The following is a 25,000-nucleotide window of genomic DNA, read 5'->3' as shown; positions in this document are numbered from 1 at the left end:
TTTAATACAAGTCGGCGATGGGCTACATCGCCGACTTATTCATTTATTATATCTAGTGGTTAAAAATCACTACACGCCGATGTAACTATCCCATTCGGTAGTGAAGCCATAATGCACTTTCTTCTTAATAAGCTACTATTTCATCACTATTTGTGGTAAGAAAAACTCTGGAAATTGACTATCGTTTGATTTTTTCTAAACTCATAGTTACTCCCATAACTCCCCTCAATACTGCCCGTGACAGCGACATCATGCGCTTGATTGCTAAAGACTTTGATGCACGACAGGAAGATGGCATTTCAGACAAAATCGGCTCATACCTAGCTCAGGTGCATTATCATACCAACCCTATTACCTCAGCAACATCTGTCACTGCCACCGCTCCAGAGATTCAGTTGAGTTGGACGACCTAGGCAGTCCTATGCTGTTACCCGGGCTGGCCATGCCGCTGATTTTTTACTGGCTGCATCCGCCTGAAGCCAAACAGACACCTCATGACTCGCAAATGGCACTCCATAAACTTGCTGCACTAGGTAAGCTCAATAGAAACGAAGGCATCATGTTGCTTGTCTTTCTGTTGCTGCTTTGGGCGGATATCCCGGCGCTATTTATAGGCGATTGGGTCACCCTCAATACCACAACATAGGCGTTTATTGGCCTCTCCATACTCCTGCTCAACGATGGATTAACCTGGGATGATGTGCTGCCGGCAAGAACGCCTGGGATACCCTGTTCTGGTTCGGGGTCTTGATTATGATGACGCTGCCCCCACTACGTTATGGGCACCTAGCCAGTTATTTTCGGCTCGAGCTGCCTGCTCCCCTGGGCTGATATGGTGGAAAGCGTTTTATCATGAGTGGCGTTAACCTGGCGTTCTGGATAGGGGTGGGGTGGGGGCAACTAGATCACTACTGGTACCTACTATCATGCGCACGACTGGCCCATAGATCAGTTCACATCACGACATACGTCGTAATATTCTGAGTTTAAAATATTTATTGAAATAGCTGGATTTCACGGCGTTAACGTTACATTCCATATCCCAAACGGTACACCCTCAATGCTAGATGTTTGATTCATAAATTATTATTTGCGCCCGCGCCAGCTCAGTAAACTGCTTGCGGGAGGGTTTAAAACCCACCCCTGGCGGCCAGGCCAGCCAGGCATCGGGCACCATAAAGCCGGGCAGCGCCTCGCGTACCCAAGTGCTTAGTGCTTGTTCCGATACGGCCTCGCCGTGCCAATCGATAAACGCCACCGGGCGCTCCCCCCACTCGGGGTGGGGCACTGGTACGACTAACGCCTGGGCAACGCCGGGGTGGTCGACTAAGCGCTGCTCAATTGCTTCCGGCTGAATATTCTCGCCACCGGAGATAAAGCCGTTATCAAGCCGCCCTTCCACCACCAGCGCGCCTTCCGTGGTGAAGTGTCCTTTGTCACGGGTAGCAAACCAGCCCTCATCGTTGAGGGCTGGATCAATCTCGCCGTTATTCAAATAACCGCAGAAAAGGGTCTCGCCACGCACCTGTATCTCACCCTCGACGACCCTCACTTCACGGTTCAGTAGCGGCCTGCCGACCACGCCCGGCGCGGTGGGTATGCCGGTGCAGACCTGGCTGGCCATCTCGGACAGCCCATAGCTAACCTTCGGCGTCAGCCCCAGGGATGTCATCTTTGCCACCAGCGGCGCGGGAATCGCCGCGCCGCCTAGCAGCAGCTCGCGCAACTGAGTGCGTTTGGGGGAAAAACCCACTTTCAGAAGCCGCCACAGCTGAGTGGGCACCAGGGAAAGGTGGGTAATCGACTGCTGCTCAAGGCGCGCAGGAAGTGTTTGCGGATCGTCATCAAGAATCACTCGCCCACCGGCCATAAAAACGCGGAACGGGATAGCGTAGCCACCGATATGAAACAGCGGCAGCGACAGCAGCCAGCCACTGTTTTGATCAACGGGAATAAACGACGCGGAGCCACGGGCGGAGGCCAAATGATTCCCTACGCGATGCAGAACCGCCTTAGGCGAACCGCTGGAGCCAGAGGTAAAAATCGTGTTGCACAGTTGGTTGCCATCCAGTGTCGGAGGTTCACCCGCATTGGCTTCGGCTAGAAAATCGAGGCTAACCGGCGTTAGTTCGGAAGAATATTGATGATCGCTTTCCGTTTGGCAAACCCACCCAGCCTGCAAACGTTTGGCCAGATTGAGCTGCTGGGCAACGGGAAAAGCCGGGTTAAGCGGACAAAAAATAACCCCGGTCCGCAGGCAGGCCCACGCCAGCAGCAAGGATTTAAACGAGCCTTTGGCGGGCGCAACTAAACGATCACCGGGCACAAAACCTTCCCGCTCAAGTTGCAGCGCTAAAGACGCCACCCGGCGATTGAGCGTTCGGTAACTAAGGTGCACTGAGCCCGCCTCCACCGCAATATGCTCAGGGGTCTCTTTAGCCCAGTAGTGAATGGGACAGGTATCTATCACGCTGAATTTTCCATTTTAGAGAGACAGTGCAAGTTTTCTGCTACTACCTCGCCTGTGGCAGTGGTAACTCGCTCGGTAAGCCAGTGTTCGGTATCCAGCCCCGGTGGCTCAGAGGGCGCCCACTCGCTTGCCAGGCGGGCAAGCAGCCCAAGGCCTAGGTCGGATTCAAAGCTGGAGGAGATGACTACGCGCAGGTTGCCCGCCCGTGCCCGTTGAACGAGTGCCTCGCAGTCACTTAGCGAGCCGATCAGCGTGGGTTTGATTACCAGGGCTTTGAGCTGCGGGTGGCAGTACCACTCCTCCCCGCGCGTTAGCGTTTCATCCAGGGCGATGGCCACCCCAGTCGCTTCTGCCACGGCGATGGTGTCGGCAAAGGCGGCGCAGGGCTCTTCCAGGTAGTCGATCTGTTTAAGGGATAGACACTCGCAGAAACGCTGGGCTTCTTCCCGTGTCCAGCCGCCGTTGGCATCCAGAATCAGTTTGGTGGTGGGCAGCCGAGTAGCAAGCTGATTAATCAGCGCTAGCTCCTCTTCCATGGCGTAGCGTGCCACTTTGAGTTTGAGTCGGGTCGGCGGCAAAGCCCCCCAACCGGCCACGATATTATCAAGGGTGACCATCAGCGCCGCAGGCTCCCCTTGAAGCAGTGGATAGGGGGGCAAAAGCGCGGGAAGATTTGCAGGCCATTGGCGCTGGGCACAGTCGAATCCAAACTGCACTGAGGGTAACGTTGGCATGGCTTTCTCGCCGCGCTTTATAGCGGCAAGGCAGGCCAGGCTTTCCGTTTCCGCTTTGGCGAGGGTTTCGGTTGAGAAACCAGGCAGCGGGGCTATCTCGCCCCACTGGCCATTGATCGTCACTAGCAGTCCTTCTCTGTTCGCCAGCCGCTGGCCTTTAAAAACCAGCGGCTGGCGAAACGGCAGAGAGTAGCGGTAAAGCGCCAGCTGCATTACGGGTTGCGCGGGTAGCGGGTGAAGTCCGGGCGGCGCTTTTCGTTAAAAGCGTTACGCCCTTCCTGCCCCTCTTCGGTCATGTAGTAGAGCATGGTAGCGTTGCCCGCCAGCTCCTGAAGCCCAGCTTGCCCATCGCAGTCGGCATTGAGTGCAGCTTTCAGGCAACGCAGCGCCATCGGGCTGTTCTGCAGCATCTCGCGGCACCAGCGTACGCTCTCTTTTTCCAACTCTGCCAGGGGCACTACATGGTTGACCAGCCCCATTTCAAGCGCTTGGGCGGCATCATACTGGCGGCATAGAAACCAGATTTCCCGGGCCTTTTTCTGGCCCACAATGCGCGCCATATACGAGGCGCCGTAGCCACCATCAAAAGAGCCGACTTTAGGGCCGGTCTGGCCAAAAATGGCGTTATCGGCGGCAATGGTCAGGTCACACATCATATGCAGCACATGGCCACCGCCAATGGCGTAACCCGCCACCATGGCGATAATCGGCTTAGGGCAGGTGCGAATATCGCGTTGGAAGTCCAGTACATTAAGGTGGTGGGCACCCTCTTCGTCCTGGTAACCGCCGTAGTCGCCACGGATGCGCTGGTCACCGCCGGAACAGAACGCTTTGTCGCCAGCGCCGGTGAGAATAATCGCGCCAATGGCGCTGTCGTAGCGGGCCCGACTTAGCGCCTGGATCATCTCGCTCACCGTGAGCGGGCGAAAGGCGTTGCGCACTTCAGGGCGGTTGATGGTGATGCGGGCGATGCCCTCTTTTGATGTGTGATACAGAATATCCTGGTAGTCGTTTGAGTGATCCTGCCACTCAATCGCTGCGTAGAGTTCTGCTTCAGTGAGTCCTTTAATCATGCCAGCCTCTTTTTTTATCTGTCAGGGTTAAGGTGATGATAAAGCGCCGTTTAGCGAAGAAAACCCGCCACAACAATGCCCAACGCCAAAACACTCAACAGCGTCGCCCCACCGTACATCAGCTTCTTATTGAGTGCGTCATTGCCCACGCTGATATCAAACAGCCCATGGCGCAGCCGGTGGGCAGCATGAAATAGCGGCATGCAGACCACCGCACCAACAAACAAAAAACCCGGCACGCTAAACAGCAGCGAAGATGCCCGCTCATAGCTCAGCGCCTCAGCGGGTAGCAAGCCCAGGGGCAGTAGAACGGCGATAAAGAGAATCACGGCGGGCAACAAAACGGCGAAACAGACGCCGCCCGCGCTAAACAGCCCCCACCAAAGCGGCTCATCAAAGGCTTGTTTGTGCTGAACATCGTGTTTGTTCATGTTCATGCTGCCCCCCTTCCCAATAGCCAGAAAAACAGCAGCGCGACCGCTACGACTCCCGCCCACTGCCCGGCAACAATGGCCTGATCGGGCAGACTATGCCCAGCGATGCGAATAGGCATCACCCTCGGGAACAGTACAAAGAAGGTGGCGGCGTGAAACAGGCTGGCGGCCAGCGCTAGAAGATTCAGCACTAATACGATGGGGGAGCCCATAAAGGCGATCCACCCCTGCCAGCTTTCTGCCCCTTGAAGAAGAGCAACCATACCGGCGAGTAAGCAGAGCGTGAAAAACACCAGCGGCAGCACAGTGGCTTCGCGCAGCATGTAGAGTTTAAAAAAGCGGTGTTTCAGCCACCAGTTGCGTTTCAGTGGCGGCAGGCGTTGCGATGATGATTTATCCATGACGTTCCTCCCCTACCCTTTAAACAGCGCAATGAGTGTGTGTTTGGCCGCTTCGACCTTGCCCTGATTGACCGCAGCGGCGGGGTCAACGTGTTTGGGGCATACCTTGGAGCAGAAGCCCACAAAGGTGCAGCTCCAAACGCCTTCGTGGCGGTTAAGTTCGGCCATGCGCTGCTTCTTGCCGTGGTCGCGGCTATCCAGATTGTAGCGGTGGGCCAGCGTTAGCGCCGCCGGGCCAAGGAACTCAGGATTCAAGCCAAACTGCGGGCAGGCCGAGTAGCAGAGGCCACAATTAATGCAGTTAGCGAACTGCTTATAACGGGCTAGCTGTTCGGGAGACTGCTGATAGGTTTCCGGCGCCTGGGGGTCATACGGTTTTACCGGATTGTCATCGATCAGGTAGGGCTTAACCGCAGCCAGGTGCTCAAGGAATATCGCCATATCCACCACCAAATCCCGCTGCACCGGGAAGTGGGATAGCGGCTCGATGCGAATATCTCCCTCGTAATCGCGCAGGAAGGTTTTACAGCCGAGCTTGGGAATGCCATTCACCATGACCCCGCAGGAGCCGCAAATCGCCATCCGGCACGACCAGCGGTAGCTCAGCGTGCTATCGAGCTGTTCTTTAATGTGGTTGAGGGCATCCAGCAAAGAGGTGCTGTCGTCCACCGGCAGTTCGTACTGCTGCCAGTAGGACTCAGCCGAACTGTCTGGCAAATAGCGTTTAACGCTGATTTGTTTGGTGCTGATCTGCTGGGTGTTCATGCCTTGCCCCCCTTGCCCGCATCGCCATAAGCCCGCTCCGCCGGGGCGGAAAACCGCACATCGACATCCTGCCAGTGTAGCTCGGCATGGGCATCGCCTTGATAAAACACTTGGCTGTGCTTGAGGTAGTTAACGTCGTCGCGTTTCTGCATACCTTCATCCAGGCGCTGATGGGCACCACGGGATTCACGACGCTCAAGCGCCCCTAAGCAAGAGGCTTCGGCAATATCCAGGCCACACTCCAGTTCAAGACATTCCAGTAGCTCGGTATTGAATATCTTGCTGGTATCATTAACGCGAACCTTATTAAAGCGCTCACGTAGCTGACGCATGGTATCCAGCGAATGGCGCATGCCCTCTTCAGTGCGGTAAATACCGCAGCCACTCTCCATGGCTTGCACCATGGCGTGCTTGAGTGCTACCCAATTCTCTGCCCCCTCGGTTCCGTCACAGAGCCGCAACAGCTTGGCTTGTTGGCGATCGCCCTGGGCTTCCAGCAAGCGCTCATCAGCCCACTCGGTTTTGGCCGCTCGCTGGCTCGCTTGTTCACCGGCTAAGCGGCCAAATACCAGCAGCTCGGTCAGCGAGTTGGAGCCCAGGCGGTTGGCACCGTGCAAACCAACTGAAGCACACTCCCCGGCGGCGTAAAGCCCGGCAATGGAGGTTTCGCACTGAGGGTCGGTCTCAATCCCACCCATGGTGTAGTGAACCGCCGGGCGAATGGGAATGGGGTCTTTCACCGGATCAACATTGATATAGGATTTAGCCAGTTCACAGATAAACGGTAGGCGCTCCAGAATGTACTTTTCACCCAAGTGGCGCAGGTCGAGATAGACCACATCGCTGTCGCCAAACTTGCCGGTGCGGCCCGCCTGCTGCTCTTGCCAGAAGGCCTGGGAGAGTTTGTCCCGTGGCCCCAGCTCCATATATTTGTTTTCCGGCTTGCCAAGCGGAGTTTCTGGGCCCAGGCCGTAATCCTGCAGATAGCGGTAGCCCTCTTTATTGAGCAGAATGCCGCCTTCGCCCCGGCACGCTTCGGTAATCAAAATGCCAGAACCGGGCAGGCCGGTGGGGTGGTACTGGACAAACTCCATATCCCGCAACGCCACACCGTGACGATAGGCCATCGCCATGCCGTCGCCGGTGACAATTCCCGCGTTGGTATTGAAGCGGAACAAGCGCCCTGCGCCGCCGGTAGCGAGAATCACCGCTTTAGCGCGCAGCAGGGTCAGTTCACCGGTAGCGATCTGCAGGGCTATAACGCCAATAACCGCACCTTCGTGTACCGCCAGATCGAGCACAAAGAACTCATCAAAACGCTCAATCTCTGGGTACTTCAGCGAGGTCTGAAACAGGGTGTGGAGCATATGAAAGCCGGTTTTGTCGGCCGCAAACCAGGTGCGTGCGGTTTTCATGCCCCCGAAGCGGCGCACCTGCACTTGGCCATCGCCTTTCCGGCTCCAGGGGCAGCCCCAGCGCTCCATCTGCACCAGCTCTTGATAAGCGTGATGGACAAAGTAGTCGACGACGCCCTGCTCAACCAGCCAGTCACCGCCTGACACCGTGTCGTCGAAATGCGCTTGGTGGGAATCTTCGGCACTGGTGACGGCGGCAGCGCCACCTTCAGCCGCCACGGTATGGGAACGCATGGGGTAAACCTTGGACAGCAGCGCTATGCGCTGGGGAGTGCCCTGCTCTTTGGCCTGCTCGGCAGCCCCGATAGCAGCGCGTAAGCCTGCACCACCCCCACCAACAATGACGATATCAAAATCTCGCTGTTGCATGAAAAGCCCCTTCATTAGCCAAGTCAAAGGTGGTACTGGCGGCAATCTGCGCTGCCGTCTTGTCTATTCGAACTTACCATACAAGGGGAAGGCCCTGTTCATTAGTCCAAAGGACTATTGATGTACATCAAGAAAGGGAGGAATCGAGCTAGCATCACTTTTACCCTAGTGCTGCACCGCCTACTCTTCAAATCACTCACTGCCGGGCAGACCACTGCCCACCAAGCAAAAAGAGCACACTACCAACACTGAAGAGAGGTGCCGCATGACGACCGATGCTCAACCCTCACCGCGATGGAAACTGTTAGCGCCGCTAGCAGTTGCTATCATCGTCGCGCTGATACCCACTCCCCTGGGGCTTGCGCCTCATGCGTGGTACTTTTTCGCCATTTTCCTCGGCTGTGTGGTTGGCCTTATTCTTGAACCATTGCCGGGCGCAGTGGTGGGCCTGGTCGGCGTTACCCTGGTGGCACTACTTTCCCGGTGGGTGCTGTTCTCTCCGGAGCAACTGGCGACTGACGGATTCAGTGCTGCTAACCAGGCATTCTCATGGGCGGTGTCGGGCTTTACCAATTCCACCGTATGGCTGATTTTCGGCGCCTTTATGTTTGCCTTGGGGTATGAAAAAACCGGACTCGGCAGGCGAATATCGCTTTGGCTGGTCAAGTCAATGGGAAAACGTACGCTGACTCTTGGCTACGCGGTGATGATTGCCGATGGCATTCTGGCGCCGTTTACGCCCTCGAACACCGCACGTAGCGCAGGCACGATCTACCCCGTGATTCGCAACCTGCCGCCGCTTTACGATTCGCACCCCAATGACCCCAGCATGAAGCGCATGGGCAGCTTTTTGATGTGGACCGCGCTGGCTTCCACCTGTGTGACCAGTTCGCTATTTTTGACCGCTCTGGCGCCCAACCTATTGGCGATCGCGCTAACCGAGAGCGCGACAGGTATTCATATCAACTGGGGGCAGTGGTTTATGGCAGTAGCACCTGCCGGCATTCTGCTGCTTCTGCTGGTGCCGCTGCTGAGCTACTGGCTATGCGCGCCCGAAGTGAAAGCGGGGAATGAAATCTCCGACTGGGCGGGGCAGGAGTTAACTAAGCTGGGAGCACTGACCCGCCATGAAATAATGCTGGTCATTATGGTGGTCACCGCCCTGCTGCTATGGATTTTTGCGGGCGATATTATCTCTGGGTCGCTGGTAGGCTTGGTGGTGATCTGCGGCATGCTGTTAACCGGCATTGTGACCTGGAGCGATATTCTCGATAACCGAGCAGCCTGGAATACCTTTGTATGGTTTGCCACTCTGGTGGCACTAGCGGGCGGGCTCAGCCAAGTAGGGTTCGTTAACTGGTTTGGCAATGTGGTTGGCGGGCAAATAAGCCACTTCAACCCCCTAATGGCCATGGTGGCGCTGGTGGTCATTTTCTATCTACTGCACTACTTCTTTGCCAGTGTTACTGCCCACGTTACCGCCTTGCTACCGGTGATTCTGGCAGCGGCATCAGGCATTGCCGGTCTGGATATGCAGATGTTTGTTCTGCTACTGCTACCCACACTTGGCTTTATGGGCATTCTGACCCCCTACGGCACAGGGCCAAGCCCGGTTTACTACGGCAGCGGCTACCTGCCCAGCGCGCTCTTTTGGCGCCTAGGGGCGATCTTCGGGCTGCTATTTCTGGTAATTTGGCTGGTGGTCGGCCTGCCCTGGTTAATGGTGATCAGCTGATAAACATTAGCCTAGCGTGCGATACCAGGCATTGAGCTGCTGAGCAATCATCTCAGGTTGCTCAGCATGAAGATTGTGGCCCCCTTCCAGCGTGATATGGCGCAGGCGCGGGGCCATTGTTGCCAGATGAGACGCCAGAGTGTGGAACTTGATGTCCCGCTGCCCCGAAAAGTACCCCACCGGTAGCGAGGTGCTTTCCAGCCACTGCCAAAGCGTAGGCTGTTGACCCAAGGAAGTTGATTGCAGCATGCTGGCAATAGCTGGCCCATGATTCGCTAGCCGACGTTGAATCTGCCGACCGCGCTGAACCTCGGTTAAGTCGGCGAACACCGGCTGCTGGTACCAGTCGGCAAGTACGTTTTCCAATGGTTCCTGCTCGAAGCGTGTTGCCCAGTGCTCATCGTGCGCAATTCGGGCAGAGCGCTCACTGGCGGGCAGCCCTGGGTGGGCACTCTCCAGCCAGAGTGCTTCCAGCCCCGGTGGCTGACGGCTGGCATGGTACAGCGCCAAGCGCCCGCCCAGGGAGTAACCCAGTAGGCAGTAATGGCGAACACCGTGAGTTATCAGCGTATCGACAAGCCAGTGGTGAAAGACCTCAAAAGAGCCTACCTGCACGTGGTGATTCTGGCCGTGGCCGGGTAAATCCAGCGCGAGGCAGCGAATGTCTTCCAAGCCAGCGATTACCTCACTCCAGTCCTCAGCATCGCCCAACAGACCGTGGAGCATTACCAGAGTCGGCGCCTGAGGTTTACTGCTCACGCGGCTCCCCTCGAATCGCTGCGCCAAGATGCTTGAGATCATCAGCTACCTGCTGATGGGGTACGTTAATCTCAATCAACGTAACGCCCGCCTGCAGGGCCTGAGTGTAGGCCGCCATAAAGGCATCCAGTGACTCTGGCGCGAAGTAGCCAAGTCCAAACATCTTCGCCGCATGCTCGAAGTGCAAGCCGTGGGGCTGGCGATAATAGCGCTCCAGCAGTTCGTCTTCTTTAGACACCGGCAGCATATGGAAAATACTGCCACCATCGTTATTGAGGATAACCACCACCAGAGGCTGCGTGGCCTGCTTTAACAGCGCCAAGCTGTTGAGATCATGCAGTGCGCTGGTATCCCCCAGCACAATAGTAGTCGGCTCTGAGCATGTGCAACTGAGGCCGTAAGCCGTTGCAATAAGACCATCAATACCGGAGGCGCCGCGATTGGCCAATACCCGCAGCGGCGTTTGGCGATGCTTCCCCAGCATATTCATTAGCCGCGCGGGCAGGCTATTGCCTATAAACAACTGCCCTTCAGCCACCTGCGCTAAAAGGTGACAAACTCCCACCTCTGAGAATGCTGTACAGCGCTCTTCCACAAGCTGACTAGTGCGTCGTTGGAGGCTGGCCAGCTGATGGCAGGGAGGTTGTTCAGGTATCGTTGGCAAAGCGGCTATAAAGTCGGCGGGCGAGCATATCAAACGGCGCTTAACACAGTAGTCGGGATCCAACCGCTGGGGCAGCGGATCAACCAACCAGGCATCCTGCCACGGTTGTTGGGCAATAAATTGCGTTAGCCGTTTCGAAATTAACCGACCACCAAACTGCAGCAGTACCTCGGCTTTGGCGAGTTCAGCGCAGAAACGCTCATCATGCAGCGCTAGATCAAAGTGAATCAGATTGTGAGGGTCAAAATGAATTTGGCTCTGTATGTCGGCCAGTAGCGGCCAACCCAACTGCTTGGATAGCTCAACAATCTGCTGCGCCTGCTGGGAGGCATCAGCACTGTCTTCAACTCTGTCGTCAACCCTGCCAACCACAATCAGGCCACGCTGCTGGGCAAACGTTTCCCACTCGTTGTTGAGCGCTGGAACCGCAGTGCTGGATGACCAATCACTCCACGGTTTTGAAGTCGTCAGCCAGTCCCTCAGCAGAGCGAGATAGTCACTGGCATCCACCAGGCAGTTGCCGGGGTAAAGCGGTTCGCGATAACGGCAATTAATGTGAATCGGCCCGGGCATACGGCGTTGCTGATCAACAGCTTGATCAACAGTACTGAGTAGAAACGCTGCTTTTATCTCAGCATCCGGCGGCGGCAGGTCGTGGTGAACAATGGTGTGGCGGGAGAAAATATCCCGTTGGTCAATCGCCTGATTGCTGCCGTTATCCAGCAGTTCAATGGGGCGGTCGGCAGAGAGCACAATAAGCGGGACGCCGAGCAATTTGGCTTCCACCACCGCCGGGTAAAGGTTGGCCACGGCGGTGCCTGAGGTAGTGATAATAACGACCGGGTGCTGACTGCCCCGGGCAATGCCCAGCGCCATAAACCCCAGTCCACGCTCGTCAAAATGGCAGTGGCAGCGCAGCCCGGCATGCTCGCTGGCGGACATAGTCAAAGGCGATGAACGGGAGCCTGGCGCCAGGACTACATCGCGCACGCCTAAGCGGTAGAGTTCCTCCAGCATTAGTGCCGCCCATACATGATTAAAGGTGGAGTACTCTTCCATAAAACCACTCTTCACAAAACCGTCCGATGTCAGTGCTGTCATCTACGTTATCCCATCCCAAGCAGCGACATAATGTCAGCAATTTTCGTATCCAGTTCGTGCCACTCCTCGTCTGGCTGTGAGCCTGCCACAATGCCTGCACCGGCATAAAGGCGAATTGTTTCTGGGCCGATATGGGCGCAGCGAATGGCCACCGCCAGATCGCTGCTGGTGTGACTGATTCGACCGAAAACGCCCGCATACCAACCGCGTCGATGGCGCTCATGTTGGCGAATAAATGCCAGTGCCGACTTGCGGGGAACACCGCCTACCGCTGGGGTAGGCGGCAGCACTGCCAGCAACTGCTGATCGGTGACGTCTCGGTGCAACTCGGCGTGAATCAGACGACGGATATGCTGCACCGAGCGCAGCTTAATAATATGCGCCTCGCCCATGTCCACTTGAGAAGAGAGCGACTCAAGCTGGGTCAAAAGCTGCTGATATACACACTGGTTTTCCAGGCTGTTTTTCTTATCGGCAAGCAGTTCATCGGCAAGCGCTTGATCTTGCTGGGCATCCCGCCCACGGCGCGTGGTACCCGCCAGCGCCTCGGTCATTAAATGCCTACCTTTACGCTTGTAGAGCCGTTCCGGCGGGCAGCCGATAAAGGCTTCATGGGGAGTAAATTGGATGCCAAAGTGAAAACAGTCAACGGCACCGGCCTGCCAGCGTGCCAGCAGCGCCCAGGGGTTGGGCGTTTCAGATGTCGTCAGGCAGGTCTCCCGGGAGAGCACCACCTTGGGGGTGTGACCCAGTTGATCAGGATGAGTGACCTGCGCCACCGACGCCGCCCACTCTTTCTGCGCAGGGCGGTCTTCACGCTGATAAACATTCGGCAGCCAACAAGGCAGCAGTTGCTCCTCCTCCAGGGCAGCCAAACAGGCACGAGCCTGGGCTATCTCGACCTCTGGGCAGCAATCATCAAAGCGCAGATTGAGTGATAGCGTCGCCCCCGCTTGCTGGCGCCTAAGCTCTATACGCGGCAGCAAAAAGTGGCAGCCCGGAAAATGCTCCCACCCAGACATACCGGGGTCGAAGGCCATGCCCCCGAAGTAATCCGGCTGCTCGCCACCACTATCGGCCAGTGTGGCAAGGTCAGCCTGCAGCGCGGCTAGCGAATCAAACGCCCTAACAACCCCCAGCGCCGCATACTCCACGGTGCCCACATCGCGGGATTGCCAATAGAGGCGGGGATAAACGCTCTGCACGTTTAACCACCCCATCAGGTTACCGACCTGACAGGGCGTATTTAGGCGCATAAACCCTTTTTTATCCGTATGACGAAGCGCATCAAGCTGATGTTTGAGTGCTTCAATAGGGTGTGTAACGTGCATAATTCGCCTGTTAGCCCCGCGTTTTCAATTAACTACCAGCGGCAGCTGGGTACTTCAAGCCTAGCTTTTTTTTCATATAGGGCAGCACCCACCGATCGCCACCAAACCGCCCCGCATTGGCACCCGCCACCAGCAACAAGAAAGTCAGCGCAATCATCCATGGATTAGTGGACACCGTGCCTGCCATCAAAAACGACATGTTCATCACGATGGCGAAAAACGCAGCAAACGAGGTCAGCACACCAACGATCAAACCCAGGCCAACTAACACTTCTCCCAGCGGTATAATGAAATTAATGACATCCGCATTGGGCAACGCAAAATTCTCTAGAAAGGCGACATAATTAGGGTAAACCGCGCTTCCCTCGCGCATCACAGGGTTGGCGACAGCATTGCTTAGGAAGCCCTCGGCGCTAAAGCCACCGGTCATTTTACCGATGCCTAAGGTTAGCCAGGTGATGCCTAAATAGAGCCGTAGCAGTAACCAAACTACCGCCATATATTTGTTATGTCTAAATAAGTCGCCAATCATCGCGTAAACTCCTGCTGTAGGGTAACCAGCAGTGTGGGGGAAGACAGCGCCGCTAGTTTTGATGTAGGTCTACTTTTTAGCACTTAATCATACAGTGCCGAATGTTTATTGAATGAAAACGGTCAACAGGAATATCAACGGAATGAGACAAAATAGTAAGCGCCGCCACTACCAAGCCTGGATGTTAGCCGCTCGCCCCCGAACGCTACCGCTAGCGTGTGCTTCCATTCTGTTGGGTACTGGGCTAGCCGCAAGTGTGGATGCCCTGAATATGGCAGTGCTTGTACTTGCCCTACTGACCGCTATTACGCTCCAAGTGCTGTCTAATTTAGCCAACGATTACGGTGATGCTGCATCGGGCGCCGATGACGAACAGCGTATAGGGCCTGCAAGAGCAGTCTCTTCTGGTTTGCTTAGCGCGGAAAAAATGCGCACGGGAATGATCATTGCGGCAACGGTTGCCGCGTTACTGGGGCTGTTACTGCTGGTCGCCGCGTTTGGAAATCAGTGGGGGCAAATTCTCATCTTCATTTTATTAGGTGCTGCTGCCCTGCTGGCAGCGGTGACCTATACCGTTGGACTAGGTGGCACCCCTTATGGCTACCGAGGGTTTGGGGACATTGCGGTCTTTGTATTTTTTGGGCTACTCGGCGTCTTGGGCACCTACTATCTGCATGTACAGCAGCTAAACTGGCTACCATTTCTACCTGCCGCCGCCTGCGGCCTGCTGGCCACCGCCGTGCTCAATGTAAATAACGTGCGCGATATCGAAAGCGATGCACGCAATGGCAAAATCACCCTGGCGGTGCGGCTAGGCCGCGCTAAGGCGATTAACTACCACTGGGCGCTGCTGGGGTTGGCGCTGCTACTTACCCTAATCTACTTGGTTGCGCTGCCGGTGCCGTGGGTGGGATGGAGCTGCCTGCTAGTGGCCAAACCACTGACTGACGCAGCCAGAACGTTAAGCCATGCCCGTGATGGCGAGATTCTAACCGGCATGCTGAAGAAAACGGCCATTTCAACGCTGCTTTATAGCGTACTGCTCTCTATTGGCTTGGCGTTGTTTTAAGTTTTTACCAACCCTTGTCAGCGCTAAACAAACACCCAGTTCAAAACAGATCTGCTCTTTGGCGATGATGAGGCCTGATGCTGGGAAAACTCCGGCTTACTTAGGTAAACTAAGCGAAATTAAATATGCCATCCATGGGAGTGTATGCCTCTGTTGCCACTCTTCGGCACTATTTTTGACAACACGCCTTTCGTATCAAGGATGATGAATGATGACCACAGCTATTTCTGAGCCCTTCTCTTTCACAGAATTTCGGCAGGATCTGTCAACGACAAACAAGCGCAAGCTGCTGCGTTGGGCCAGTTGCGAGCTCTATGTAGCCTTTCTACGCTATACATCAGGCTATAAAGAGCCAGCAGTGATGCATGTAGGCTCTCAGCGTCGCTTCATCATGTCTACCAGCATTAATGCCTTACAAACTTTGATGGCCAGCGCAGAATTTGAAGAAGGCCACGAAATAACTGTTGAGCAAATGTCGCTTGCCGAGCTGGCCCGCAATGCGCACCTCTACCACTTGAACTTACACCTCATCGACAAGGAAGAAAGTCTGCATATTGGATTATCCGTAATGCAGCTATTGGGTATGACGGCTATCCTGGAAGATGCCGAGGGCAACGAAGTCATCTACGAAGCCGCCCCATTCTCTTTCGAGTCTGTTAATGACACTGGAGCCTTACCCTACGGTGCTGTTCAGTATTGGCACGACATTGAACTCGAGTACACCTCCGACCGCGATCTCAGCAAGATAAAATCAATATACGTATTTGACGATGAGCTGGATTGGAACAACCCCCTCTTTCCGCAACTACCCGATGACGCAAAGGCAGTGAGTACGCTCCTGCCCAGTGCTCAGGCCTTTTTCGAGCGTATGAAAGTGCAGCCGATACCGATCTGGGTCGACGAGTCTGCAACGCCAACCGATACAGAGTCTTGCTATCAGAACAGCCTGCTGGGCGCGGACAACCTCAGCACCTTCAGCCCACTGCGTGCCATGGTCGATCAAGATATCGTACCGGCTGCTGCCGACATTACCCTGACGATCACAACATCTGCCAGGCATGATGATGACCCCGCAGACAGCCCCGAATGCTGGGAAATAAGGGTTAGTTTTACCATGCCCACAGGGGCGAATGCAGTCTTCATCCCGGACTGGATTGAAGCTTCTCTATGCAAAGCCAATACAGAACTACCCAGCACAACCGGTTCCCACCGCGCCAGCGAATTACTTCGCGAGCGTATCGTCAATCAACTTGCCTGGAGCTTCTTTCAACGCAGCCGCGACTTCACACAAAGCCTTTTTGACACAGATCTCAAGGGGCTGCTACCTGATTTCATTAGCAACAGCTATGATTCCTTTCAGCCGGACTACTCGGACAAACGATTCCCCTGCTTGGCACGCTTTCAGTGCGGCGAATACGGTGTGCCGATGCTTTTATTAGGGCAGGATCAAGGAAACTATATATGCATGCCATTGACGTTCGAGGAGATCCCAGAGGCGGATGTCTCCACGCTGGTGCCTCGTCGTAGCGAGCTGATCTGTATAGAGTCAAAGTGCATGCAGCTTTCAGCATTTTTCGACAAACTAGCGATCCCCACATCGCTTATCGACTTTCCTGATCATTGGTATAAAGGCATACGGATTAGCAATAAAGATATCAAAGACAAATTCTATTCCGAAATGAGTTTCAGAAAACTACCCGAAAGAAAGCTGCCCGAAAACGTGAACCAGCAATTCTCCGATAACAGTTCCCCACTCATGTGGCTACTGGGATGCTGTGCCGTCGTCGCACTTTTCGTGATATTGGATATGGTTTTATAACCCCATACTGCTTAAGCCTGGCGCTTACTCGATAAGTTCACGGGTAAGCACCAGCGTGATCCTGGTCGCTTATAGCACCAACTCGTACCCTTCTTTTTTCATTACCATATTAACAGCCTAGTGTTTTATTGGGCTTTAGACGGCCATCTAACTCAAGGATGATAACCATGACAACGAATACTTCTACACGCTTCTCTCTCCCTGTATTTCAGAAAGATCTGACATCGTCGGATCAGCGCAAACTACTTCATTGGGCCGACTGCGAACTCTATGCGGCCTTTGCTCGCAACGCGGCAGGTCATGACGAACCGGTCGTGATGCAGGTAGACTCAAAACCTCGTTACGTCGCATCCACAAGCGCGGATACCCTGCTCAAATTGCTGGCTGGTGCACAGATTGAAGAAGACAGCGAAGCAGTGGTCAAGGCCAAGCCGCTGACACTGGCTGAACTGGCCCGTAATGCGTACTTGTATCGTGTGGGTCTACACCTAACCGATGGCGAAACAGGCCAGTATCTTGAGGGTAGGTCTACGTTAGCGTTGGGCATGACGGCGATTGTGGAACCCCAAGAGGGAAAAGAAGTTGTCTACCAGGCACAAGTTTTTTCTTTCGAGCAGATGAGCGAGGCAGGCGCATTACCGTATGGTGCGGTTCAGTATTGGGTCGATAGCAGCTTGTCGCATTCGTCCGGTCAAGACTCGAGCAAGCTAGCACCTATCTACGTATTCGATGATCAGTTGGATTGGCGTAACCCTCTTTTCCCCGAGCTACCCGATGGCGCGAAACCACTGAACACGCTATCGCCAAGCGAGCAGGCCTTTTTCGAACGCATGAGGCGGCCGTTACTGCTAAGTTGGGACGAAGCGTCAATAGAACCCATCGTGCCAGAGTCGCCTTATCGCAATAGCCTGATTGAAGAGAATCCACTCTCCCACTTCAACAAGCTACGCGCCTTGATCAATCACGATATTGTCCCCTCTGCGAACGACATTAGCTTGAATGTAACGGCAATCGCGCCATTGAAAGGGGAGCCAGCCGATACTCCTGAGCGCTGGGAGTTAATGGTCAGCTTCACTATGCCTACGGGCATGAAGGCGCTCTTTGAGCCGGATCCAGATTGGATTCCGGCGTCACTTTTCAAAGCTAATGCGGCACTCCCCGACACCACAGGAATTCACATCGCCAGCGAAGCGCTGCGAGAGCGTATCGTCAACCACCTTGCCTGGTCATTCTTCCAGAAGGGCCGAAGCTTTGATATGGCGCGATTCAGCGAAAGTCTCGACGGGCTGTTACCCGGCGAAATGGCCAATAGCGACGAGTTTTTTCAGCCTGACTATAGCGACGGACGCTTTCCCTGCCTAGCGCGCTTTCAATGCGGTCAATACCGGATTCCAATGCTTTTACTGGGGCAGAGGAAAGGCAACTACATATGTAAGCCATTGAAGTATATGAGCATCCCAGAAGTGGAGGTGCCAGCTTCAATTCCCCAGCGCAATGAACTGATCAATACAAAGTCACAAAGCATGTCGTTTTTGAATTATGGCGACAAGTTAGCGCTCCCTACATCGCTTATCGATTTTCCCGAACATTGGTACGACGGTAGCCGCGTCAGCAATCAATACCTCACGTCCGAATTCACTTCTAACATGCGCGTTAACATCCTGCTAAACGAGCTTGAGCAAACGAATAAAGCCACCGCCAGCAGCTTCACTAAATGGGTCATCGCAAGCTGTGCGGTGGTGATTATTGGGGTGATAGTTGTAATGAACCTATAAACCCATATCGCTTGGATAACACGTGCATCACTTGCTTGTTGTCCAGCGCTGACATTATTACCTATGGCTTAAAGCACCACCTCATAACCTTCAAACTTAGGCGGGCCAAGATAAATACCTTCGGGTGATTTGGCATTGGCATGGGCCTTCCGGAACGCATCTGACTTAGTCCAGGCGCGGAAGGCTTCTTCCGACTCCCACACGCTGTGGGAGATAAACACGGTGTGATCTTCCTGGCTTTCCCCCTGCAGCATCTTGAACTGCTTGAAGCCCGGCACTTCATCCAGGTGAGAGTCGCGGTTGCGCCACACCTCTAAAAAGTCCTCTTCGCGGCCTGGGGCAATCCGAAAGCGGTTCATCGCGATATACATCGTTACTCTCCTACGGGTTTGTTCCTGCAGAGTTGATCTGCTGGGTTGATTACGCAAACGCTACCTTGATGGTAACGTCATGGCATAGTGGCGAATAGACTTAGCGGCGAATAGCTCTCAACCGTCAGGTATCAGTATTATTAATGGCTAAGGCACCTATCCAGGTCGTTTGGTTCAAACGCGAGTACGCATTCATGATCACGCGCCGCTTGCTAACGCAGCCACGGCGGGCCCCATGTTGCCCGTATTCACCATTGAACCCGACCAAAGAAGCCAGCCAAGTGATTGTGGATAAACTCGCCAGCCAGCGATGCCCAAGCCAACGCACGAAAACAAAATATTGAAGAACCATAACGGCTAGACCCACTCCGCTCTCAACAAACCTGCACGATCTTACAATACGCTTATCAACTTTTCCCATACGCTTCCAGCGTAGCAGCTAGCTTCACTGTTCTGCTGTAAGTCCATTAGCCATAACAAAAAAATTCACATCTTGGGAAAGGCGATTGGCAATGATGAGTAAGTATTTAAACACCAAAAAAGCTCTCTCTGCTTCAAACACAGTAGAGTATCGGGTTCTACTTCCGTTACTATTGACGGCCATCTTTGCAATAGCACCTGTAAGCATGCTATTCGGCTTTACTGCTTACAAAGCAGACTGGAGCATTGTCGAAATTTTTCTTGTAAGCCTACTCGGTTTTTCTGGGAGCGGGCAGTTTACCGCTCTACCTCTCTCTGATTCTGGTGCCAGTTTTTTAACTATTGCCTTCGTTACCACCATGATCAATAGCCGGTATTTTGCAATTTCGCTTTCATGCTCAAACAAATTACCAACAAATAAACTACTTCAGTTTTTTTCGTCCCATGCACTCGGCGACGAAGCGTACGCTATTGAGCAGGGACATAACCAAAGAGCCATGCTGATAATTCGCTTCACCATTTTCGTCTCCTGGATACTCTTTGGGGTAGCAGGCGGCATTATAGCTAGGCTGTTTCCCAACCTTTTACCTGATGACATAAATGCCAGTATACCTGCGAGCTTGGTGCTTCTTTTTCTTGCCATCTCGTATCTTCAAAACCGACCTTATAAAAGTGGTTTGATAACCATTCCAAAGTCAACGTTAGGCTTTTTAATAAGTGGGATTTTCTATTACACCCTTGGTGGCATCTACTTTTGGGTCCCCTCCATCATTCTATTATCCGCTATCTTCTATCTACTGAAGAGAAAATATTGAGGAACAAATATGGCAGATAATTTTTTGGTGATTTTGGCTCTTCTACTTACAAGTGTCATGGTAAGAGTTCTGCCCTCTTTGTTCACGATTAACTTCGGTGCAAAGTCCCAGCATCTGATTGAGGAAGTATTGCCTACTTCTATTTTTATTTGCTTCATCACTTATATCGTGATACCAGAGATAGCTAACGGGCTTAACCTATCTATTTTTTCTTTTATTGCAGTAGGCATATTGGCAGTTATATTAAAAAGTGGACTGATCCTAACGACAGTCGTCGCCACCACTCTATATTACGTATTGAGCTGAATAGCCCGCAATACGAGAGCGCTTCAAGGACAGCCTATATAAACTGTCAAAACTGGCTAACTAGCTTTACTTATTTATATATTCCGCTGCATGATAACCCTGCATTCAGATAGAAGCCGATACCTTACCACCTATGCTAAATTCTTTTTTTAATACACAGATAGAAAAATTTGAAGCCTTTTTTTCTGGCGTTGCCTTCGAGCCGCACCGGCACGATACGTATGCTGTAGGCAGGACACTGTCAGGGGTTCATTGCTTCAATTACCGAGGTGAAAAAAGAACTAGCTTACCTGGCAATACCATTGTGATTCATCCTGATGAACTCCACGACGGTGAGGCTGGTACGAATGACGGCTTCCACTACCGCATCATGTATATTGAACCCTGTGCTCTTCAAGCGGTGCTTGGTGGCCGCACCTTACCCTACATAAAGGGTGGCGTTAGCACAGACCCTCGGCTATATGCAGCCACAGAATTCCTCATGTATGATTTAGAAGCTACTCATAAACAGCTAGAAGAAGACGATATTATCTTTGAGCTGGCCAATATTCTATCTACTGTTGCCGGTCACAAAAAAGGTAGGGTGGCATACGACTATGGCGCCGCAGAAAAAGCTAGGGAATATATCCACTATTCGTTGGATTCTCAGATCACACTGGATGATTTAGCGTTAGTAAGTGGCCGTGAAAAGTGGAGTTTATCAAGAGATTTCAGGGCATTATACGGAACAAGCCCATACCGTTACTTGACCATGCGGCGTCTTTCGTTCGTAAAACACTATTTGACCCAAGGTTATTCGTTGTCGTACGCCTCGGTTTCAGCTGGTTTCAATGACCAGAGCCATATGACAAACCACTTCAAGAAAGCCTTCGGTCTTACTCCCACTCAGTGGTTATCTAGGTTTAAACCAGACTGCAGGGGCAGTGGCTCCTAATCACACTGCAACGCCAAAATATTCACGTTCCCCCTAAAGCCAAAAAACCCGCCAATCGCCAGCAGCTTTCGCAGTTTGACGATGGCAGGCAAGATCCACAACATCAACAGGCCCACCCTCGGGTGCACAAGGATGGGCCTGAGCGGGGTTAACTCACTAGCGGTTATTCAACCACGTCGACGGTGATGGTGCTTGCCCAGTCAGCGCCATAAGAGCGGTGCTCACCATCGGCGAACTGCAGAGTCAGCGTGTGCTCGCCTGGGGGCAGGGTGAGCTCGTAGCTGGTCTGGCCACCACCAAAATGGATATGGGTATCGTCGGCAGGGACAACCTCGCCTTTGGCAATCGACCCGCCATCAACGATCAGATGATGGTGTCCTGTGCTCTCCTCCATGGTACCAGCAGGCTCGACTTGCATGCCTGAAACGCCCATTTCCACCTGTATCGGGTTTGACACTTCAGCGCCGTCTTCTGGAGTCACAAAACTAACGCCCTCTTTAGCAATGGCGGGCATTGCCAGCAGTGCCAGCGATAGAGCTACCAACCAGCGACCGGCTGCGTGCTTCACTGTGTTCATTTCGGATCTCCTCAGGGTTAACAATCAGCCGTTCATAACTGCAGTGCGGCTGTTCCGCTTGGGCCATGTAGTAGCCCTCACTAAGTTTAGCTACTTAATTGCGAAATGCTAATGAAAGGTCGAGAGGTTACTCACCAGCCATTCAGCGTCGGATCAAAATGGATCTGGTGCTGTAAGTAGCGTGGTCGTTAGACGCGGTTGAAGCCAAATTCAATCGCTTAGAGAGGCATCGAATTCTTGCCCATAAAGTACTTAAGCTGGGGTCGCCGCACTGTCCAATAAGGGTTGAGCCCTCTTGAAACCAGCCCGCCATCGCCAGCGGCTTTCGCTGTTTGACGACGGCGGGCTTGATGATGCTTAGAAGAGGATTAGCTAAGCGCTTCCAGGGACTGCTCGATAATACCCAAGCCCTCTTCCAATACCACAGAAGAAACCGTCAGCGGTACCAAAATCCGAATGCTGTTGCCGTAGAAGCCACATGACAGAAGGATCAGACCTTTCTCACGGGCTTTGGCACAGAGCGCACCGGTCATCTGAGTATCTGGTTTACCGTCGCTGTCGAGCAGTTCAAACGCCGCCATGGCGCCTAGTTGGCGACCGTGGGCCACGGCGGGGAAGCGTTCTTCCCATACCGCGAAACGCTCGGCGAGCATTTTGCCCATCTGTTCGCTGCGGGCCAGGATGTCTTCCTCTTCGATCACCTCAATCACCGCCAGCGCCGCTGCGCAGGAGAGCGGGTTGCCGCTGTAGGTGCCGCCTAGCGAGTTGGGGCCGGAGGCGTCCATTACCTTGGCGCTACCTACTACTGCAGAAAGCGGCATGCCGTTGGCCAGGCTCTTGGCGGTGGTGAGAATATCCGCTTCGATACCGCTATGCTCGAGAGCAAACAGCTTGCCGGTGCGGGCAAAGCCCGACTGCACTTCATCGGCGATCAGCAGAATGCCGTGCTCGTCGCACAGTGCACGCAGCGCTTTAAGGTAATCCGGTGAGGCGATGTAGAACCCGCCTTCGCCCTGTACCGGTTCAATCACGATGGCCGCCGTGCGGTGCGGGGCGATATCTGTTTTGAACAGCGTGCGAATGGCATCCAAAGACGCCTCTTCGCTAATGCCGTGCAGCGGGTTGGGGAACGGGGCGCGGAACACGTCGCCCGGCATCGGGCCGAAGTCGTTCTTGTAGGGCAGCACCTTGCCGGTCATGGCCAGGGTCATCATGGTGCGGCCGTGGAAGGCACCGTCGAAGGTGATGATGCCGCTACGGCCAGTGGCAGCGCGGGCAATCTTCACGGCGTTTTCCAGCGCTTCGGCACCGGTATTCACCAGCATCGCCTTGCGCTCGGGGCCGCGTACCGGGCTCAGTTCGCAGAGTTTCTGACACAGTTGCACATAGGGCGCGTAGGAGATCACCGCAGCGCTGGTGTGCATGACTTTCTTGAGCTGCGCCTCAACGGCGGCAACGATTTTCGGGTGGCGGTGGCCCAGGTTCAGCACGCCAATACCGCCCGCGAAGTCGATCCAGCGGTTGCCGTCGGCATCCCACAGCTCAGCATTTTCAGCGCGCTCGGCAAACTGGGTTGTCGGCGTGGCGGCACCGTTGGCCACGTAGCGGTTTTTCAGGTCGTTCAATTCTTGGTTAGTCATCATAGCTTTCCTTATAAACCGCCAACGCAGACATATTTAAGTTCAGTAAACTCATCAAGACCGTGGTGGGAGCCTTCACGGCCCAGCCCGGACTCTTTTACGCCGCCAAACGGCGCCAGCTCCGTGGAGATCAGCCCTTCATTCACGCCGACCATGCCGTACTCCAACTGCTCCATGGTGTGCCAGATGCGACGGTAGTCGGTGGCGTAGAAGTAGGCCGCCAAACCAAAGGGCGTATCGTTGGCCATCTGGATGGCCTCTTCATCGCGCTGGAAGCGAAACACTGGTGCTACCGGGCCGAAGGTCTCTTCATCGGCCACCGCCATCTTGGTGGTGACATCCGCCAGTACCGTCGGGGTAAAGAAGCGATCACCCGCCGCGTGGGGCTTGCCGCCGCACAGCAGCCGAGCACCTTGGTTTACCGCGTCATCCACATGGCGCTGCACTTTGTCGACGGCCGCTTGGTTGATCAGCGGGCCGATAATGCTGCCCTCCGCCAGGCCATCACCGACTTTTAGTGCATTCACACGCTCGGTCAGCTTGCTGACGAATGCGTCGTAAATACCGTCCTGCACCAGAAAACGGTTGGTGCATACGCAGGTTTGCCCAGCATTGCGGAATTTGGAGGCGATTGCGCCATCAACAGCGGCATCTACATCGGCGTCGTCAAACACGATAAAGGGCGCGTTGCCACCCAGCTCCATGGCGGTTTTCTTCACCGTGCTGGCGCACTGGGCCAGCAGGTGTTTGCCAACAGGCGTGGAGCCGGTAAACGACACCTTGCGCACCCGAGGATCAGTGGTGAGCACCTCGCCTACCGCTGCCGGTTTGGAAGCGGTGACCACGTTAATGGCGCCCGCCGGTAGGCCTGCTTCCAGCGCTAAATAGGCAGCGGCCAAGGCGGTGAGCGGAGTGGCTTCAGCCGGTTTGATCACTACGGTGCAGCCAGCGGCAAGCGCCGGGGCGCACTTACGGGTAATCATTGCCAGCGGGAAGTTCCACGGGGTAATTGCCGCCACCACGCCTACCGGCTCGCGCAGAACCAATAAGCGTTTGTCTGCGCCGTGGCTGGGCAGGGTTTCTCCTGCCATGCGCTTGGCTTCTTCGGCGAAGAACTCGATAAACGACGCACCGTAGGTCACTTCGCCTTTGGCTTCCGCCAGCGGCTTGCCCTGCTCCAGGGTCATCAGGTGGGCCAGGTCGTCGGCATGTTCGTTAATAAGCTCAAACCAGCGCCGTAGCAGTGCCGAGCGCTGCTTGACCGGCGTGGCTCGCCAGGCAGCGCCAGCGTTGTAGGCGGCGGCCACGGCATCACGGGTATCGTCGGCGCCCATATCCGCCACCCGGGCAATGGTTTCACCGGAGGCGGGGTTATCCACCACAAAGGTTTGTTGACCTGTACGCCACTCGCCACCCACCAGGGCTGGAACCGCATCGTGCAACCACTGTTCGATAAAGCTCATATGTTGCTCCTCAGAAATCTCGTAGGAC

The 25,000-nt window shown here is 54.4% G+C and carries 24 protein-coding genes; 9 read left to right on the top strand and 15 right to left on the bottom strand.

What is annotated here, in order from left to right:
* The first annotated feature begins 152 nt into the window (after positions 1-152).
* Entirely contained in the window at positions 153-413 is a 261-nt protein-coding gene (locus tag HALA3H3_RS27625) for an anion permease (protein ID WP_022521700.1), read from the top strand.
* 8 nt (positions 414-421) lie between these two features.
* Positions 422-646 carry an anion permease gene (locus HALA3H3_RS27620; RefSeq protein ID WP_022521699.1) on the top strand — a complete coding sequence of 75 codons (225 nt, stop codon included), beginning with the start codon at positions 422-424 and terminating at the stop codon, positions 644-646.
* 417 nt (positions 647-1,063) lie between these two features.
* Here the strand turns inward: HALA3H3_RS27620 and HALA3H3_RS11440 are convergent, their stop codons facing one another.
* The 7 genes from HALA3H3_RS11440 to frdA are packed head-to-tail and all read right to left on the bottom strand — an operon-like array spanning position 1,064 to position 7,661.
* Complete coding sequence (locus tag HALA3H3_RS11440; RefSeq protein ID WP_022521698.1) at positions 1,064-2,470, bottom strand: AMP-binding protein; 1,407 nt, start codon at positions 2,468-2,470, stop codon at positions 1,064-1,066.
* On the bottom strand, positions 2,467-3,417 hold the full coding sequence (gene menC / locus HALA3H3_RS11435; protein ID WP_022521697.1) for an o-succinylbenzoate synthase: 951 nt from the start codon (positions 3,415-3,417) through the stop codon (positions 2,467-2,469). Before menC ends, HALA3H3_RS11440 begins: the two co-directional genes overlap by 4 nt.
* Positions 3,417-4,277, bottom strand: a complete 861-nt coding sequence (menB, locus tag HALA3H3_RS11430) for a 1,4-dihydroxy-2-naphthoyl-CoA synthase (protein WP_022521696.1) — start codon at positions 4,275-4,277, stop codon at positions 3,417-3,419. The genes menC and menB overlap by 1 nt, the downstream gene beginning before the upstream one ends.
* 50 nt (positions 4,278-4,327) lie before the next feature.
* Complete coding sequence (gene frdD, locus HALA3H3_RS11425) at positions 4,328-4,714, bottom strand: fumarate reductase subunit FrdD (protein ID WP_022521695.1); 387 nt, start codon at positions 4,712-4,714, stop codon at positions 4,328-4,330.
* The gene (locus HALA3H3_RS11420) at positions 4,711-5,112 is read right to left on the bottom strand and encodes a succinate dehydrogenase/fumarate reductase transmembrane subunit (RefSeq protein WP_022521694.1); all 402 of its coding nucleotides are present in this window, start codon (positions 5,110-5,112) and stop codon (positions 4,711-4,713) included. Before HALA3H3_RS11420 ends, frdD begins: the two co-directional genes overlap by 4 nt.
* Before the next feature lie 12 nt (positions 5,113-5,124).
* Entirely contained in the window at positions 5,125-5,877 is a 753-nt protein-coding gene (locus HALA3H3_RS11415) for a succinate dehydrogenase/fumarate reductase iron-sulfur subunit (RefSeq protein ID WP_022521693.1), read from the bottom strand.
* Entirely contained in the window at positions 5,874-7,661 is a 1,788-nt protein-coding gene (frdA, locus tag HALA3H3_RS11410; RefSeq protein ID WP_022521692.1) for a fumarate reductase (quinol) flavoprotein subunit, read from the bottom strand. Before frdA ends, HALA3H3_RS11415 begins: the two co-directional genes overlap by 4 nt.
* Positions 7,662-7,926: 265 nt before the next feature.
* Between frdA and HALA3H3_RS11405 the strand changes: the two genes are divergently transcribed.
* Positions 7,927-9,396, top strand: coding sequence for an anion permease (locus tag HALA3H3_RS11405; protein WP_022521691.1), 1,470 nt, complete (start codon positions 7,927-7,929; stop codon positions 9,394-9,396).
* A gap of 6 nt (positions 9,397-9,402) precedes the next feature.
* On the opposite strand, the gene menH is transcribed toward HALA3H3_RS11405, so the two are convergent.
* The 4 genes from menH to HALA3H3_RS11385 are packed head-to-tail and all read right to left on the bottom strand — an operon-like array spanning position 9,403 to position 13,783.
* Positions 9,403-10,155 (bottom strand): 2-succinyl-6-hydroxy-2,4-cyclohexadiene-1-carboxylate synthase, encoded by a 753-nt coding sequence (menH, locus tag HALA3H3_RS11400; RefSeq protein WP_053856963.1) that lies wholly within the window; start codon positions 10,153-10,155, stop codon positions 9,403-9,405.
* Positions 10,145-11,920 (bottom strand): 2-succinyl-5-enolpyruvyl-6-hydroxy-3-cyclohexene-1-carboxylic-acid synthase, encoded by a 1,776-nt coding sequence (gene menD / locus HALA3H3_RS11395; RefSeq protein ID WP_022521689.1) that lies wholly within the window; start codon positions 11,918-11,920, stop codon positions 10,145-10,147. Before menD ends, menH begins: the two co-directional genes overlap by 11 nt.
* A 5-nt stretch (positions 11,921-11,925) precedes the next feature.
* Entirely contained in the window at positions 11,926-13,251 is a 1,326-nt protein-coding gene (locus HALA3H3_RS11390; protein ID WP_022521688.1) for an isochorismate synthase, read from the bottom strand.
* A 28-nt stretch (positions 13,252-13,279) separates the two neighbouring features.
* Positions 13,280-13,783, bottom strand: a complete 504-nt coding sequence (locus tag HALA3H3_RS11385; RefSeq protein ID WP_022521687.1) for a DoxX family protein — start codon at positions 13,781-13,783, stop codon at positions 13,280-13,282.
* A 142-nt stretch (positions 13,784-13,925) separates the two neighbouring features.
* Here HALA3H3_RS11385 and HALA3H3_RS11380 point away from each other — a divergent pair, with 142 nt between their 5' ends.
* The 3 genes from HALA3H3_RS11380 to HALA3H3_RS11370 all read left to right on the top strand — a co-directional run bounded on the left by HALA3H3_RS11380 (position 13,926) and on the right by HALA3H3_RS11370 (position 18,446).
* Complete coding sequence (locus tag HALA3H3_RS11380; RefSeq protein ID WP_022521686.1) at positions 13,926-14,852, top strand: 1,4-dihydroxy-2-naphthoate polyprenyltransferase; 927 nt, start codon at positions 13,926-13,928, stop codon at positions 14,850-14,852.
* A gap of 208 nt (positions 14,853-15,060) precedes the next feature.
* On the top strand, positions 15,061-16,671 hold the full coding sequence (locus tag HALA3H3_RS11375) for a hypothetical protein (protein WP_022521685.1): 1,611 nt from the start codon (positions 15,061-15,063) through the stop codon (positions 16,669-16,671).
* Positions 16,672-16,838: 167 nt separating this feature from the next.
* Positions 16,839-18,446, top strand: a complete 1,608-nt coding sequence (locus HALA3H3_RS11370) for a hypothetical protein (protein ID WP_022521684.1) — start codon at positions 16,839-16,841, stop codon at positions 18,444-18,446.
* Positions 18,447-18,514: 68 nt separating this feature from the next.
* On the opposite strand, the gene HALA3H3_RS11365 is transcribed toward HALA3H3_RS11370, so the two are convergent.
* A complete protein-coding gene (locus HALA3H3_RS11365) occupies positions 18,515-18,817 on the bottom strand; it encodes an antibiotic biosynthesis monooxygenase family protein (RefSeq protein WP_022521683.1) in 303 nt (100 codons plus the stop codon).
* 512 nt (positions 18,818-19,329) lie between these two features.
* On the opposite strand from HALA3H3_RS11365, the gene HALA3H3_RS11355 reads away from it, so the two are divergent.
* From HALA3H3_RS11355 to HALA3H3_RS11345, 3 genes are all read left to right on the top strand, one after another.
* Positions 19,330-20,052, top strand: a complete 723-nt coding sequence (locus tag HALA3H3_RS11355) for an AzlC family ABC transporter permease (protein WP_022521682.1) — start codon at positions 19,330-19,332, stop codon at positions 20,050-20,052.
* A gap of 9 nt (positions 20,053-20,061) precedes the next feature.
* Positions 20,062-20,358 (top strand): hypothetical protein, encoded by a 297-nt coding sequence (locus HALA3H3_RS11350; protein ID WP_022521681.1) that lies wholly within the window; start codon positions 20,062-20,064, stop codon positions 20,356-20,358.
* 133 nt (positions 20,359-20,491) lie between these two features.
* A complete protein-coding gene (locus HALA3H3_RS11345; protein ID WP_022521680.1) occupies positions 20,492-21,292 on the top strand; it encodes a helix-turn-helix domain-containing protein in 801 nt (266 codons plus the stop codon).
* Between the two features lie 163 nt (positions 21,293-21,455).
* On the opposite strand, the gene HALA3H3_RS11340 is transcribed toward HALA3H3_RS11345, so the two are convergent.
* From HALA3H3_RS11340 to HALA3H3_RS11330, 3 genes are all read right to left on the bottom strand, one after another.
* Positions 21,456-21,869 (bottom strand): DUF4399 domain-containing protein, encoded by a 414-nt coding sequence (locus HALA3H3_RS11340; protein WP_022521679.1) that lies wholly within the window; start codon positions 21,867-21,869, stop codon positions 21,456-21,458.
* A 368-nt stretch (positions 21,870-22,237) separates the two neighbouring features.
* A complete protein-coding gene (gabT, locus tag HALA3H3_RS11335; RefSeq protein WP_053856960.1) occupies positions 22,238-23,509 on the bottom strand; it encodes a 4-aminobutyrate--2-oxoglutarate transaminase in 1,272 nt (423 codons plus the stop codon).
* 11 nt (positions 23,510-23,520) lie between these two features.
* On the bottom strand, positions 23,521-24,972 hold the full coding sequence (locus tag HALA3H3_RS11330; protein WP_022521676.1) for an NAD-dependent succinate-semialdehyde dehydrogenase: 1,452 nt from the start codon (positions 24,970-24,972) through the stop codon (positions 23,521-23,523).
* Positions 24,973-25,000: the final 28 nt, after the last annotated feature.

It is taken from the genome of Halomonas sp. A3H3 (genome assembly GCF_000982975.1).
Lineage (GTDB): Bacteria > Pseudomonadota > Gammaproteobacteria > Pseudomonadales > Halomonadaceae > Vreelandella > Vreelandella titanicae.
The sequence above is the reverse complement of the archived record's forward strand: the minus strand, read 5'-3'. Positions and strand labels throughout refer to the sequence as shown.

Excerpts from the sequence above, each read along its gene's own strand:
- HALA3H3_RS11355 (WP_022521682.1), top strand. The coding sequence starts at position 19,330 with ATGATGAGTAAGTATTTAAACACCAAAAAAGCTCTCTCTGCTTCAAAC.
- HALA3H3_RS11390 (WP_022521688.1), bottom strand. The coding sequence starts at position 13,251 with ATGCACGTTACACACCCTATTGAAGCACTCAAACATCAGCTTGATGCG.
- HALA3H3_RS27620 (WP_022521699.1), top strand. The coding sequence starts at position 422 with ATGCTGTTACCCGGGCTGGCCATGCCGCTGATTTTTTACTGGCTGCAT.
- gabT (WP_053856960.1), bottom strand. The coding sequence starts at position 23,509 with ATGACTAACCAAGAATTGAACGACCTGAAAAACCGCTACGTGGCCAAC.
- HALA3H3_RS11340 (WP_022521679.1), bottom strand. The coding sequence starts at position 21,869 with ATGAACACAGTGAAGCACGCAGCCGGTCGCTGGTTGGTAGCTCTATCG.
- HALA3H3_RS11350 (WP_022521681.1), top strand. The coding sequence starts at position 20,062 with ATGGCAGATAATTTTTTGGTGATTTTGGCTCTTCTACTTACAAGTGTC.
- HALA3H3_RS11415 (WP_022521693.1), bottom strand. The coding sequence starts at position 5,877 with ATGAACACCCAGCAGATCAGCACCAAACAAATCAGCGTTAAACGCTAT.
- HALA3H3_RS11370 (WP_022521684.1), top strand. The coding sequence starts at position 16,839 with ATGACAACGAATACTTCTACACGCTTCTCTCTCCCTGTATTTCAGAAA.
- HALA3H3_RS11385 (WP_022521687.1), bottom strand. The coding sequence starts at position 13,783 with ATGATTGGCGACTTATTTAGACATAACAAATATATGGCGGTAGTTTGG.
- menD (WP_022521689.1), bottom strand. The coding sequence starts at position 11,920 with ATGACAGCACTGACATCGGACGGTTTTGTGAAGAGTGGTTTTATGGAA.
- HALA3H3_RS11405 (WP_022521691.1), top strand. The coding sequence starts at position 7,927 with ATGACGACCGATGCTCAACCCTCACCGCGATGGAAACTGTTAGCGCCG.
- HALA3H3_RS11330 (WP_022521676.1), bottom strand. The coding sequence starts at position 24,972 with ATGAGCTTTATCGAACAGTGGTTGCACGATGCGGTTCCAGCCCTGGTG.
- frdA (WP_022521692.1), bottom strand. The coding sequence starts at position 7,661 with ATGCAACAGCGAGATTTTGATATCGTCATTGTTGGTGGGGGTGGTGCA.
- HALA3H3_RS11345 (WP_022521680.1), top strand. The coding sequence starts at position 20,492 with ATGCTAAATTCTTTTTTTAATACACAGATAGAAAAATTTGAAGCCTTT.
- HALA3H3_RS11420 (WP_022521694.1), bottom strand. The coding sequence starts at position 5,112 with ATGGATAAATCATCATCGCAACGCCTGCCGCCACTGAAACGCAACTGG.
- HALA3H3_RS11365 (WP_022521683.1), bottom strand. The coding sequence starts at position 18,817 with ATGTATATCGCGATGAACCGCTTTCGGATTGCCCCAGGCCGCGAAGAG.
- frdD (WP_022521695.1), bottom strand. The coding sequence starts at position 4,714 with ATGAACATGAACAAACACGATGTTCAGCACAAACAAGCCTTTGATGAG.
- menC (WP_022521697.1), bottom strand. The coding sequence starts at position 3,417 with ATGCAGCTGGCGCTTTACCGCTACTCTCTGCCGTTTCGCCAGCCGCTG.
- menB (WP_022521696.1), bottom strand. The coding sequence starts at position 4,277 with ATGATTAAAGGACTCACTGAAGCAGAACTCTACGCAGCGATTGAGTGG.
- HALA3H3_RS11375 (WP_022521685.1), top strand. The coding sequence starts at position 15,061 with ATGATGACCACAGCTATTTCTGAGCCCTTCTCTTTCACAGAATTTCGG.
- HALA3H3_RS11380 (WP_022521686.1), top strand. The coding sequence starts at position 13,926 with ATGAGACAAAATAGTAAGCGCCGCCACTACCAAGCCTGGATGTTAGCC.